11 protein-coding genes and 1 pseudogene are annotated in these 13,485 nt (G+C 42.0%); 6 read left to right on the top strand and 6 right to left on the bottom strand.

Going from position 1 to position 13,485, the window contains the following annotated elements:
• Positions 1 to 95 precede the first annotated feature (95 nt).
• The 3 genes from A1QO_RS18970 to A1QO_RS18960 form a co-directional block, all read right to left on the bottom strand.
• A complete protein-coding gene (locus A1QO_RS18970) occupies positions 96 to 2,297 on the bottom strand; it encodes a GNAT family N-acetyltransferase (RefSeq protein WP_017039841.1) in 2,202 nt (733 codons plus the stop codon).
• A gap of 90 nt (positions 2,298 to 2,387) precedes the next feature.
• Positions 2,388 to 3,359, bottom strand: coding sequence for a ParB/RepB/Spo0J family partition protein (locus A1QO_RS18965; RefSeq protein WP_017036505.1), 972 nt, complete (start codon positions 3,357 to 3,359; stop codon positions 2,388 to 2,390).
• 6 nt (positions 3,360 to 3,365) lie between these two features.
• On the bottom strand, positions 3,366 to 4,583 hold the full coding sequence (locus A1QO_RS18960) for a ParA family protein (RefSeq protein WP_017036504.1): 1,218 nt from the start codon (positions 4,581 to 4,583) through the stop codon (positions 3,366 to 3,368).
• A gap of 1,290 nt (positions 4,584 to 5,873) precedes the next feature.
• Here A1QO_RS18960 and A1QO_RS18955 point away from each other — a divergent pair.
• Entirely contained in the window at positions 5,874 to 7,844 is a 1,971-nt protein-coding gene (locus tag A1QO_RS18955; protein WP_017036503.1) for a replication initiator protein RctB domain-containing protein, read from the top strand.
• Positions 7,845 to 8,234: 390 nt separating this feature from the next.
• On the opposite strand, the gene A1QO_RS18950 is transcribed toward A1QO_RS18955, so the two are convergent.
• The 3 genes from A1QO_RS18950 to A1QO_RS18940 are packed head-to-tail and all read right to left on the bottom strand — an operon-like array spanning position 8,235 to position 10,566.
• Positions 8,235 to 8,720: a hypothetical protein gene (locus A1QO_RS18950; RefSeq protein ID WP_017036502.1), complete on the bottom strand. Its 486-nt coding sequence runs from the start codon at positions 8,718 to 8,720 to the stop codon at positions 8,235 to 8,237.
• Entirely contained in the window at positions 8,717 to 9,649 is a 933-nt protein-coding gene (locus A1QO_RS18945; protein WP_017036501.1) for an ATP-binding cassette domain-containing protein, read from the bottom strand. The genes A1QO_RS18950 and A1QO_RS18945 overlap by 4 nt, the downstream gene beginning before the upstream one ends.
• The gene (locus tag A1QO_RS18940; protein ID WP_017039842.1) at positions 9,646 to 10,566 is read right to left on the bottom strand and encodes an ABC transporter ATP-binding protein; all 921 of its coding nucleotides are present in this window, start codon (positions 10,564 to 10,566) and stop codon (positions 9,646 to 9,648) included. Before A1QO_RS18940 ends, A1QO_RS18945 begins: the two co-directional genes overlap by 4 nt.
• 381 nt (positions 10,567 to 10,947) lie before the next feature.
• On the opposite strand from A1QO_RS18940, the gene A1QO_RS18935 reads away from it, so the two are divergent.
• From A1QO_RS18935 to A1QO_RS18920, 5 genes and pseudogenes are all read left to right on the top strand, one after another.
• Positions 10,948 to 11,148 carry a PA3496 family putative envelope integrity protein gene (locus tag A1QO_RS18935; protein ID WP_017036499.1) on the top strand — a complete coding sequence of 67 codons (201 nt, stop codon included), beginning with the start codon at positions 10,948 to 10,950 and terminating at the stop codon, positions 11,146 to 11,148.
• A gap of 146 nt (positions 11,149 to 11,294) precedes the next feature.
• On the top strand, positions 11,295 to 11,504 hold the full coding sequence (locus tag A1QO_RS18930) for a DUF3283 family protein (protein ID WP_017036498.1): 210 nt from the start codon (positions 11,295 to 11,297) through the stop codon (positions 11,502 to 11,504).
• Positions 11,505 to 11,601: 97 nt separating this feature from the next.
• Positions 11,602 to 12,318: a YebC/PmpR family DNA-binding transcriptional regulator gene (locus A1QO_RS18925; RefSeq protein ID WP_017036497.1), complete on the top strand. Its 717-nt coding sequence runs from the start codon at positions 11,602 to 11,604 to the stop codon at positions 12,316 to 12,318.
• A 104-nt stretch (positions 12,319 to 12,422) separates the two neighbouring features.
• A pseudogene (locus A1QO_RS20675) lies at positions 12,423 to 12,566 on the top strand (LysR family transcriptional regulator); the annotation flags it as partial.
• 31 nt (positions 12,567 to 12,597) lie between these two features.
• On the top strand, positions 12,598 to 13,473 hold the full coding sequence (locus A1QO_RS18920) for an NAD(P)-dependent oxidoreductase (RefSeq protein ID WP_017039843.1): 876 nt from the start codon (positions 12,598 to 12,600) through the stop codon (positions 13,471 to 13,473).
• The last annotated feature ends 12 nt before the right edge of the window (positions 13,474 to 13,485 follow it).

The raw sequence follows: 13,485 nt of genomic DNA, 5'->3' as shown, positions 1-13,485 counted from the left end.
AACAAAAAAATCCTACTAATACTTTATTATTAGTAGGATTTGTTGAACAAAGGGGTTGAATTAAATGATGTTTTGACCAGTTTACAGTGTAAATACTACGGGTATGTATTTTTGGTAGAGAGTTTACACTGTAAATTACAGAGTAAACTCTCTATATCTTGCTTCAATTGTGACTCGCTTTGTTTTCGCCCTGACGCGGAAATAACAGCAGAACATTCCAACCAACTTTTCTGTTGAAGAACTTTAGCAATAAGTAGATCGGTCACTAAGCAAGTCGATGATGATTTGAAAGCAGAAGATGATTTGAAAGCGGTAGATTCACTCTGTTGAACACTGAGACTAAAGCCATTTTCTTGGCTCAATATAGAAGCGATTAAGCGACGTAAAATAAACGCTATACTGTCAAAGCTGGCACCGCCTTGAACATAAAACTGGAGTAGATTCATCTCTTCCTGTGACAGGTCACGATGAGAAGACGGGACATGTTGGTATATCGCTCGTAGAACCGAGAATTCCATATCAGTCAAACTATCGGACACTCGATATTCCAAACTACCAGAAAACATCTGCTCTGCCCTATCTAACCAATCCACATTATCACCATTTATCATGGTCACAGAATAACAGCCACTGGCTTTATCTCGTTGGCTTCCGACTCTTACTACAGAGAAATGATTGTTCCTCCAAAACCGAATTAATTCTGACGTTGCACCAAAACTGGTGGACAAAAATGAAGTCTTATTCCGTTGCTGAAGCTGTTTCAACATCAGAGATCCTATGTTGATTCCTTGGTAAGCGGGATGTACAGCAATTCTCATGATGCGTAAGCTTTTATCTAAAGCCGCTTTGGCAATGCCTAACTGATTCACGATGGATACAGAGACCAGTTGGCCTGGCGGTCTACGCTTTCCCTGCTGGATAAGCTCGACCATCTCTCTGCTCAGGCCTCCTTCCTCAACCGTTACCATACAACCAAGGCACTCATCCTTTAGCATCAGCACATAAAGACAGGTGAGGTTGTCTCCTAAAAGATGAAAGAGATCATTCGGTGATGTTTGATAATGAGCGTTCACCAATAAACCAAAGCATCGGCGTAACAAAGCGGGATCGCCAATCAGCTGACTTTTTTCCACTTTTACCAGCGACAGCGCTTCAAGGTTGGGCTGTTCGGCCACCAAGGCACCAATACGATCGATATCTATATCATCAATATCTAGACAATCTGCATCCAATAAAAAGGCGGTATTGTGCCAAAGCTCTAACGGGTCGTGCTGCTGCCAACGAATAGGCTGTTTTAAATGCAATTCCGAACTACCGGGCCTTTCATTTTTCAACCAAGGTATGAACTTTAAGCTAAACCCTCGTCCTGAACCTTCATAGCCATGAATGGTGCTAGACAATACCAAACGGTGATAACGCTGTACTAAGGTTTTTAGCATGGGTACCGGAATAGCCGCGGCTTCATCTACGATCAGTAGATCGCATTGATGTTTTGATTGAATAAGATCATCCGGAGCGACAAAGCGAATCGATGATGAATGACGATCCGAACTGTAATCAAGTTCGCCAATTCGTGTAACCGGCAATGACAACGATAAAGCAGCATGGTGAAACAAGGGAGAAACCATCGTTAACGTCGGGGCAGTAACAATGATATCTAACGACTTCGACATCATTAACTGAGCAGAGGCGAGCCCGAGCGCCGCGGTTTTTCCTCTTCCTCTATCGGCTGTTAACATCAATGGACGTTTTCGGTGGCCTTCTACCACTCTGACTATTTTTTTTATCGCGTATTCTTGCTCGTGATAGACTGAATTTATCGGAATGTCTGCAACATCAGGGAGCCTTGGTAGTGTGCTATTTTGCTCAATATTCAGTAACTGATACAGCCCTTTTTCTAGCCATTGAGCATCAAAGCTTAATTGGGCTAAACACTCGTTATTTCTATCGCTGGGAATGATAACTAGAATACCGCCGCCAACCAAGGTTCCAATAGCAGCACTGAAACTGTTCGCGTCAAAACCTTGTGAAAAGTCACAAATTAAAAGTTGGCATTCTTGACCAAGGAGGCGCTTGCCTTGCTTAAATGGCACATGATGACTGGATGAAAGTGTATCGCTAGATGAAAAAGGTTCACCCCCTAACTGGTAGATAGTTCGCGGGTAAATGACATCCATAAACTGCTGAACAGTCTGCTCTTGCCAATGTTTTTGTCCACGCAGTACAACACCAAAACGAATATGATTTTGAATCGCAATAGAAGATAGCTTGGAGAGAAACGAGATGGGTGTAGACATAAGTATGCGTTCAGGCTGATTTAGGTGGGATAATCTTATCATACACCATAAAAAAAGCCGCGAAATCGCGGCCTTGTAGAATGAGCCGAGTTAACCCAGCTTTGTTTCAATGAACGATAAAATGTCCCTCATTGTCTCATCATCGACCTTTTTTAGGTTCAATGCTAGGTTCGCGCCTTTTCGACTATAAGTCGCGCGACCTTTGATGAGATCAATTTTACTGTTCCCACTTTTCTTTGGCGGGGACAATTCATCAATCCAATTTTCTATCGTTTCCGACACTTCTTTCGTTAACCGAGCCACGCCTTGAACTTGGCTACGCTGCCACACATATCCATCACTCGACTGACACTTGTCTAATAGTGTTGAGCGATGTTCTTCAGACAATTCATGGTATTGCTTATGAAGTTTTACGATCGTTGGGCGGCCTAGGTCACTGACATTTGGGTACGCTTGCAAAAGCGCTAGAGGTAGCGAAGCGGCTTTTAATGCACCACTGACCAATGCTTCACTGCACTGAAACATACGTGCAAGGGCTTTTTGATCTTCTGCTTCACCACTATCCAGTTTGGCCAGCATTTCTTTGCCTTTTTCATATAATGACAAGGGCTTATGAGCATTGGCGACATCAGATAGAAACTTCGCATGCTCTGCATTAATGTCTTCAGCAACATAGATCAAAAACTCTTTGTTTGCCAAAATACACGACATACGACGGCGGCTACCGTCTAAAACTTCGATCTTACCATCTTTGCCTTTTCGACCGACCGCAGGGTACTGTTGACCTCTCTCTTTTAACGTTGTCAATACATCTGATAATGCATGTTCGTTAAGAAAAGACTGCTCACGAGCATTCTCGGCAAATACAGTCGTGCGTTGTTCTAGCTCATTGGCTGGAATTCGGACGAGCTCAAAAGAGACCAATTGTTCACCCGCAACCGCAAGTTCAATAATTTGAGCTTGCTCTTTGGCCGCCGTTTGCGCTTCTAACGGTGTGGTTGCTCTGCGTTTATTCGCTTTACCAAAGAGTTTTGCGTTTAAGTCAGACGTTTTTATTGCCATTTTTCATTACCCCTGATTTAGTGAAGACCAATTGCTGTGAAGGACACGTTCTAGCTCTAGCGCCCCTTTTTGGACTGCATCTTGGGCGGTTGCTAATGTTTTCTTACCACCTTCAAAGTCCCCAGCAGTAAGATCGAAAACCGTACTATATGTGTCAGCACACGTTTCAAATGCTCGGCTTCTAGGTATGGTCGCCATGGTCACTTGGTCACCTAGCAAATAATTCATTTCAGTCAATACCGACACTTGCTTCTTATTATCATCTTCAAACATGGTTGGCATTAAACGCACAAATTCGAGCCCCTTCCAGTCATCAGGAAACATTTCATATACGGTCGGCAAATGTTGGAAGAAATTAACCGTAGACGCCCAATCTAACCGTTTGGCCGCACATGGGATCAGCAGTGCATTCGAGGCATACATTGCATTCCAAACTAAAGGATCAACGTGCGGGCCGGTATCAATCATAATGACATCAAAATCATCAGCTATCTTATCAATCAGTTTTTCTTTCAGCAGTTTTACAATATCAAGTGATTGATTCTTAGAAAGATGCTGCCAGGCTTCGGCATTGAACATCGCATCTTCTGGGAACGCTGATACTGTTTTTAAGTTCGGATACTGCGTTGGCATCATGACATTTTTATGCAAAAACTCTTTATTTACCTCGACACCGTCAGGTACGTTATCTAGCATAATATCGACCGCAGAATAGATATTTTCATGCTCTGAGATACTGATTTGAGGGTTCAAGAACAAACGCAGTGAACCTTGAGGATCCAAATCTATTAAGCAAATACGGTAACGTTTATCTAAATTAAGAGCTAAGCAGGCAGCAAGATGAACCGCCGTCATTGACTTACCCGTTCCACCCTTCTGGTTTTGAACGTTAATAATCCAAGGCTTATTATCGCCATTTTTCTTGCGTTGATGAAATTTGGCGACACCCGCAGCATCCATTAGCATGTGTGCTTCTTGCAACGAAATAGAGTAGTGATTTGCGTTGTTTTTGGTAAATTGGTGCCCAGCGGCCTCAAGTTTACTAATGGCATCATCGAGTTTTCTTCGAGTGAGCCCAGAACGAGTTTCCATCAATGCTTTAGACATTGGAGGGAAATGCTCATCACTTCTTTCTTCTAACACTATCTCAATACGGTCAGCTTGGACTTGTTGGGTCTGTTCAGCGAGCTGGTAGAGATTCTTTATTGTTTGTTCTCTTTTCATTGCCAAATTCCGTTGTTATTTATCTAACACCCGATTGTACAGCAATTTAAGATACACTCAATAAAAAGGTGAACATTCAATAAAAGATTAGTGTTCCATTAATAAGAGTATTATTGATGTAATTGATGATAAATATCTATTTCATAGAAATATAGTGCATTACTTTCTATGGCACTAACCCCAGAAAAGAGTAAAGAACAAAAGTGTTACCACGTCACTAATTTACAATGTAAAAGGCGTTTTTATTGATTAAAAGGTGACGGAGAACAGATTCTGTGCGGAACGATTATAAAGGTCGAATAAATTACGGTCAGTGTCATTTGAATTACCAATAGACCAAATTTTCACTCAGCATTCGATTAAGTAGTCAAACCATAGGAAAAAGAACAAAAATCAGTCATGCCGTACTGGACCACGTATTGAATGAATAGCGGAAGAATGATCAAGAGCTAAATCATGATCATTCTTCCGAAGAAAAACGGCTTTTATGGAAAGATGATCAAGGTGAAATCCCTTCAAATTCAGCACCTCATTCGGATCTTGATTTAGGATCATTAGTCGGAACGATGATCAAGTAATATACGTCATCGGAAGCATGTAAATTATCTCTCAAATTACGGAAGAATGTAGATGTAATAATGGTTAACGGCAATAATCACCGTAGACTAAGTGAAATGAAGAGGTTATCTACACATACATTTCAAAATCCACTTATTCTTGATCATGCTTTCGAATTGACTAACAGTGGAATCGATGATGGTTAATATATACTCCATTTGCTGTTGCACTTACTGTTGGTCAATAATCAAACAATAAAGTGTCGTAAGCTCTTAAATAATGCGCATTCTTGATCATGCTTCTGGAATGAAAACCGTCTCTACCCGTTGGAATAAAAAGAGACGAGTGAATGGATGGCTCAATTTCATGAAGGGTTGTGGATAAGGTGTTAAGAGATGATGATCATGTTTTCGTTATTACAATGATCATCTATCCTCGATTTCATTGATCATGCTTAGGGCCATGATTGATCATGCTTTCATAGAACAGATGATCATTGTTTCATTGTTACGATGATCATGCTTTCATGTGTGTTTTTTTTATTTTCTTTATATACAGACACTTACAAGTAAAAACACACTCGGATCATTAGATCATATAATCAATATAGATCATCTTAATCAAATAGATCAGTTATTTAAAAGCAATAAATTTTTCTTTCTTTATGATCTTTTTTTCTTTATTCTCTTGGAACTACAGCGATATTACGGCCAACGTGATCCGGATCCAATAATGAGTTCAGAAGAAAAACGACTAATTAAATCTCCCCGAAGTCACAAGGGAGGACACCTTTTTGAAGTATCAGAAGCTGCTGTGGGCTGGGTAGAGCAGTATCAGCACTTCAAAGGAGTCACCAAAAGTATTGTAGAACTTTTGAATCTCATTTCACTGCAAGGCTTTCGCAGCAAGGATGGCTACGTTTCTACGACTGAATTAATCGATGCCACCGACGGCCAAATAACGCGAGCGGCAATTCAACAAAGATTACGCGCTGCTGTAACGATTGGCCTTTTCAAACAACTACCTGTTCGTTTTGAAGAAGGATTGGCAGGTAAAACCATGCTGCATCAATTTGTTAACCCTAATCTCTTGATATCAGTATTAGGTTCAACGAGCTTAGTCACTGAATCTGTTAAGCAAAATGAAAAGCAAAAACGTTCTAAAGCGCTAGCTCAAACACAAGTTAATAAGCGATTGCTAAATGAACATGGATTGAACATCCCACCCACAATGAAGGATGAGGCTGATCAATTCATAGTATCGCCAACCAACTGGGCAGGTATCATTGATCAAGCTCTAGCGCCGCCAAGAACTCGTAAAAATTACCAAAAATCTATGGTGTCAATTTCAGGTACTCGTGCAGTCATTGAAACTCGATCATCTAAAAATATCATGACCGTAGATGATTTAATGACCTTATTCGCGCTGTTCACCTTGACGGTTCAATATCATGATCATCATAGAGAAGATTATCAACTCGAAGCACAAGCGGCCCCAAATAAAACACCGTTATACATCACCGATATTTTGTCTTTGCGTGGTAAAAAAGACAGTGGTCCAGCACGAGACTCTATCAGAGATAGTATTGATCGCATTGAGTTTACAGACTTTCAATTGCATGAGTTGACTGGCCGTTGGCTCAGTGAAAATATGCCAGAAGGCTTTAAGAGTGACCGTTTTCGATTTCTAGCGCGTACCATCACGGCCTCAGAAGAAGCACCAACAGAAAACGCTGACGGCGAAATTAGAATTAAGCCTAATCTGTATATTTTAGTGTGGGAGCCCTCTTTTTATGAAGAGTTAATGACCCGAGATTATTTTTTCTTATTCCCGCCAGAAATCTTGAAACAGCATACTTTGGTCTTCCAATTGTACTCTTATTTTCGGACTCGTATGTCGCGCCGCCACACCGATGTCATGCTGCTGACCGAGCTTAACCAAAAGCTCGCACGTAATATTGAATGGCGAAGATTCTCGATGGATTTGATCCGTGAATTAAAGAAACTCTCAGAAGGGAAGGGCGATGATCAATTATTTGTTGTTAACCTTTGGGGGTATCATTTAACGATCACGACCATGATCGAGAAAGACAAAGTCACGGATTATCAAGTCGATATTAAGTGCGATGCAGAGGAAGTGTTACGCTATTCTCGTGCTCGCACAACGAACGCTGGTAAGCGCAATATGGCGCCTACGCTACCCAATCCGTTAAGACATGAAATGGTGTCCAAGCAGAAACTTGCTGAGCTATCAGAGATCATTGATGGTGAATTTGAGCCTATTCAGAGAAAAGCCCCTTCACCTCGGGGGCGTTTAGGTCGCCGGGTTAAGTTGAGAAAACACCTTGTAGAAATTAATGCGGATGAAATTACCATCACGCTATCCAAATATACCTCTGAAGAAGCCCTAGAACGCGGTATAACGGCTTTAGCAGCTATGACAGGGCATTCACACTCTTCTATTAAAGAAGAGTGTACAGAGCTTCTGGATAAGCTTGACTGGCTTCGAGTCGGAGAAGTGCCGCTTCCGTATGAAACATTGAGTAAGCTTGTCGAGCTATACAATCAACAAAGTGAAAACAAGCATCTTTCCATTGAGCGTTTAATTTCTGGATTAGCGGTAAGACGAAAAGTATGCAAACAAGTATTTGACGGTCATTTGGATGAAACCGTGTTTAGAGCACTTGACGAAGTTGCGGTCTAACATTAGCCGTACCTACAGCTCAGATACTTTTCATTCAATTATCGTAGTGTTTAGGAAATAGAGACCCAACACGCTGTGTGAGTGATTTTTAGACCGTTTTAAGACATTGCTCTGACACACATTTGACATTGTTACTCATAGATAGAGCTAGTATTTATCTCGAATAGACAACCTTTTGTCCCTTCTAAATAGATTGGCTCATATTTGTTACATTCTGAATTGTTGGCGAGTTCATAAGAACTCGCTTTTTTTTGCCTAAAATTCAAGCATTAACATAATCTATGAAAGCATGATCAAGGAGATCTATGATCATGCTTTCGGAGAACGCGAGAATGTTCACTGCTAACAAGCAGAGTTATTAAACTGGGCATTGATTAATGAAACGATCCACTAATGAAACGATCGCGATGCGTGATAACCTTGATCATCGTTCCTACCAATGTTCTCGTGATCATTGGCAGCCATAAAGTGAACATGGGCTTCAATCAGTTGGTAAGATTGATGCCGCCAGTTTTCTTGCGTCTGCTGATTACAGAACTCCAACAGTAAAACAACAAGATGTTGCACCCGCTTCATTGACCAATCTTTAAGATCCCGATCGGATAGCGGATCGCATGCTACCTGCTGAAGCTTACTGTATGCCAGCTGAAGGTACTGAAACGCTTTTTCCGATGCAGTATAGCGATTGTGTTCAAATACCCGTAAGCAAGCGTCCAGCCAGCATGCAATCGCTTTGCTTTGTGCATTGGTGATAGTTGGTCCCCATAATTGATCTGGCGTTTTGAGGATCAATGGTTCAAGTAACGCCACTTGATCATGCTTTCGCAGTTGATACCAAGATTCGATTTGTGTTATCCAACTATCTAGTTTATTCATGCTGCGCTATCCCATTGTTTTACAAAGTGATTAATACCAACTTGTTGTGTTTCAGTTTGAACAAGGCTGCATCGCTGTCGAATTTGATCAGCATTCACTGAATAGTTTGGTTCATTTTTAACCAATTTACCAAATGGCATATCAGGATCGGGAACGGCGGAGATCAGCAGTTTGGTGTAGGGGTGTTGGGGATTAGATAAGATGGATTGCGTGTCACCCCACTCAACGATCTGCCCTTTGTACATCACCGCTGTTTCTTCAGCGATATAGTGCGCAGTCGCGAGATCATGTGTGATGTAAAGAAACCCTATTCCGAGCTCTTTCTTCATTCGTTGCATTAAATTGAGAACCCCTAAACGGATGGAAACATCAAGCATAGAGGTCGGTTCGTCGGCCAAAATAACTTGAGCACCTACTGCTAGTGCTCGAGCCAAATTAACTCGCTGTCGTTGACCGCCACTTAACTCGTGTGGATATTTTTTAAGTGTATCCGGATCTAGCTCGACCATAGCCAACAGCTCTTGAAGACGATTTGGCAGTCCACTGGTATGAGTGATTTGTTTATGAATTTTAAGCGGACGAGTGAGGTGATGTTCAATCGTATGGGTCGGGTTTAGCGAGCCAAATGGGTCTTGAAACACCATTTGAACTTTACCACGGTACTCCAGGATCTCTTTGCGAGACTTGAGCTCATTGATGTTACGTCCGTTGAACAGAATTTCTCCCTTTGTCGCTGGGTATACCTTTGTCATTAAGCGCGCACAGGTGCTTTTACCGCAACCAGACTCTCCGACTAGGGCTAATGTCCGACCGGCATGAATATTAAAGCTAATCCCTTGAAGCGCTCGGAAAGTGTCTTGTTTAGAGAGGCCGCCCCCCACAGTGAAATCCTTAACCACATTGTTTACTTGAAGAATTGGGGTGTTCATAGTGATGCTCCTTGCTGCTGATTCTGTTTCACAGAAGAAAAATGCTGTTGTTCTTGTGCATTACGCGGCACAGAATCGCCCTGGTGGTGATGTGTTGAGGTTTCATGAATGTTGGGGAAGGAAGCCCACAACTTCTTAGTGTAGGGATGTTGAGGCGCATTTCGAATTCGTTCGGACGTGTTGACTTCAACAATTTCGCCATGACGCATAATTGCGATCCGATGGCACAATTGACTCATGAGCGCTAAGTCGTGAGTGATGAATAAAATCGAAAAACCGAACTCTTCGCGCAATTGATAAATTTGCTGCAAAATTTCTCGTTGAACGACCACATCTAAGGCGGTTGTCGGTTCATCCATGATGATGAGTTTAGGGTTAAGAGAAAGTGCAATCGCGATGACAAGTCGCTGACGCATTCCACCACTAAACTGGTGTGGGTACTCACTAAGACGTTCACGAGGGATGTTGACCAGATCAAGCAGTTTTTCAGCTCTGTCTTGAGCTTGTGCATCGCTCATTCCTTTGTGGTGGCGTAGGACATCACAAAACTGTTCTTTGATACTTAGGACTGGGTTTAAGGAGTTCATGGCACTTTGAAACACCATTGCTATCTCACTCCAGCGAAGTGCACGGATTTCATTGTCAGAGAGCTTGAGTAGGTCATGTTCATCAAAGTGGACTGAACCACCTGAGATAAAAGCTGGCGGTTTGTGCAGGCGATTTAACGCAAAGGCAATGGTGCTTTTTCCGCAGCCTGATTCTCCAGCCAGTCCAAAGATCTCCCCTTTACCAATATCAAAACTCACGGATTTAACGGCTTCGAAATCTCCGTTATCGGTAATGTAGTCCACGCACAGGTGGCGGACGCGAATAATAGGGTCGGGATGAAAGGCGTCATTTAACGGTCGGTTATCCATAAATAGTCCAAAATAAAGGAAATGATAACCATTATCATTAGCATTTGTTTTAAATGGAACACTTAACAAAGATAAAACAGTGAAGTGGCTCGAAAAATAACTTTCTGGGGCATCGGAACATGAAGAGAGTTGATGCGCTTCAAAGAGAAAAGGGCGGAGCGAGAGAGAAATAAAACTGAGATCTAGATCAAACAGAAAGTTTGGAGCGGAATCTCTTAAAAGTACGACTACAATTATAAGGGTGCAAACGTTAATTGAGTAATTTATTAACTAGGTATCAGATTCATTATGCTTATCACATTCTGAATCGAAAAGTCTTAACAAGCGGAAGGTGGTTTGCTACAGATTACCTGTCCAAACATGGTTTTTTTCGGAGGAAATATGTCCATAAATTCTATTGACCATGATGATATGACTAACATTGCAAATAAGTGGGATCTCGAGGAACAAGAGATGCATTCACAAGAGCCAGTTATCAAAGTTAAATCAGCGGATGCTCGTCGTCGCATTGAAGCGTTACGAGAAATTCGCGAAAGTGGTTTAACCATTGAAGAGGCAAGAGAGTTAGGCATTCTGCACTAACAATATTTGCAACACACAGCAAGGGTGGCGCTCAAGCCACCCTTATTATTTTCAATGATAAGTTGATCTCAATCGTCATAAATGCCCCAAAGATCAACTCCTGTGTGATATATTTCCCGCCCATGTACTGACTATGACAAGCCGCTATGACAATTAATCTCTCACAACTGCCGACGGATGAAAAAAATAAGATTGAACTTGATAAACAAGCATCGTTCTTAGTTTGGAAACTTCGAGAGGCAAAAGCGATTCCGAGTGAAATTATTGAACAAAAAAATAACATCACCGATGAGCAACAAAGAGAATGGTTTGAACAGTCTATTTCAAAGTACAAGCGAGTCATGGGTGTGATGTAGTCGAACACATCCCTTGTCTTTGTTGAGCTAAAAATTGAAATGATTCAGCTTTTTGCTAAAATCCTTCGCGTTAAATTGAATTAGAGAGAATATCCCGATGGGAAGAAGTTTTGAAGTGCGCAAAGCCTCAATGGCAAAAACCGCAGGCGCAAAAATTAAAGTTTATTCTAAATACGGTAAAGAGATTTACATGTGTGCGAAGAACGGCAGTTCTGATCCAGACATGAATCTACCTCTTAAGCATTTGATTGCTAAAGCTAAAAAAGACCAAGTTCCAGCTCACGTTATCGATAAAGCGATTGATAAAGCAAATGGTGGCGGTGGTGAAGATTACACACCGGCTCGCTATGAAGGTTTCGGCCCTGGTGGTACCAGTGTAATTGTTGACTGCTTAACAGATAACGGTAATCGTACTTTCCAAGATGTACGCCAGTGCTTTGTGAAAACAGGGGCGAAAATTGGTGTTGAAGGCACGGTTTCTCACATGTTTGATCACCAAGCGGTATTCCAATTCAAAGGCGATGATGACGAAATCATTTTAGAAACGCTAATGATGGAAGATGTAGATGTGACCGATGTTGAAGTGGAAGAGGGCGTAGTCACGGTATTTGCACCGCACACCGAGTTCTTCAAAACGAAGACGGCTCTAAATAGTGCTTTTCCAGAGCTTACGTTAGATGTTGAGGAAATCACTTTTGTTCCTCAAACACACACGCCAGTAACGGGTGAAGACGCTGAGAAATTCCAGAAGTTTATGGACATGCTTGATGACTGTGATGATGTTCAGCAGGTTTACCATAACGCAGAATTGTAATCTTTAGCGGATTATGACAGATAAACCGAGCCTCTAGTGCTCGGTTTTTTTATGATCATAGAACCTGTCCCCCTTGATCATTGTTCCAAACCTTTACTCCTAACGAGATGAATTTAGTTCAAGTACAACATGATGATCATCGTAGTGACCGACAGGCTTATTTAGTGTACAAAGAAAGACAAATTACATTGAAAGCGCTGACATTATTGTTCGATGCCCTGATGTCAGGAGTCACGTTAATGCAGTAAAACACACCAGTTAAATCAGGGAGAAAAAGCAATGAAAATAAGTTTTATCGGACTGGGAGTGATGGGTTTCCCTATGGCAGGGCATTTAAAAAAGGCAGGGTTTGATGTCACCGTATTTAACCGTACCTACTCTAAGTCTTTATCTTGGAAGGAAAAGTACTTTGGAAATACGGCTGAAACGGTCGCTGAATGTGTCGCTGAGGCTGATGTAGTTTTACTGTGTGTCGGTAACGATGACGACGTTCGTTCTATGACCACCAGCGAAATGGGCGCCTTTGCAGCGATGAAGCCGAACGCAATACTTGTCGACCACACCACTACATCCGCGCTGCTTTCTGAAGAGCTGGAAAATGCGGCAATGAAAGCTGGGCTTCGGTTTATGGACGCGCCTGTTTCGGGTGGCCAAGCCGGCGCTGAAAACGGTGTACTCACGATCATGTGTGGTGGTGATCAAGATCTCTTTGATGAACTTCAACCTGTCTTTGGCGCGTACGGAAAGTCTTCTGTGCTGATGGGCAGAGTTGGGCAGGGTCAACGGGCTAAAATGGTGAATCAGATCTGCATCGCTGGCGTGTTAACCGGGTTATCAGAAGGCTTAATGTTGGCGGAAAAGTCCGGTTTAGATATTCCGACATTGGTTGATTGCCTAAAAAATGGTGCAGCTGGATCGTGGCAGATGGAAAACCGCGCAGTTACCATGTCTCAAGATAAATTTGATTTTGGTTTCGCGATTGATTGGATGATCAAAGATTTAGGGTTTTGCTTAGATGAAGCGGAACGTCAGGGGATCTCTTTACCATTGACAGACAAAACCAATGAACGCTATGAGGCGCTTAGTAAGGCTGGCGACAATAGAATGGATACCTCGGTACTGATACGTTCTATTAAATCGGAAGCGAGTTCGTAAGACTTTGTTTGC

Source organism: Vibrio genomosp. F10 str. ZF-129 (genome assembly GCF_000287055.2).
Lineage (GTDB): Bacteria > Pseudomonadota > Gammaproteobacteria > Enterobacterales > Vibrionaceae > Vibrio.
This window is presented reverse-complemented; position numbering and strand designations above follow the sequence as displayed.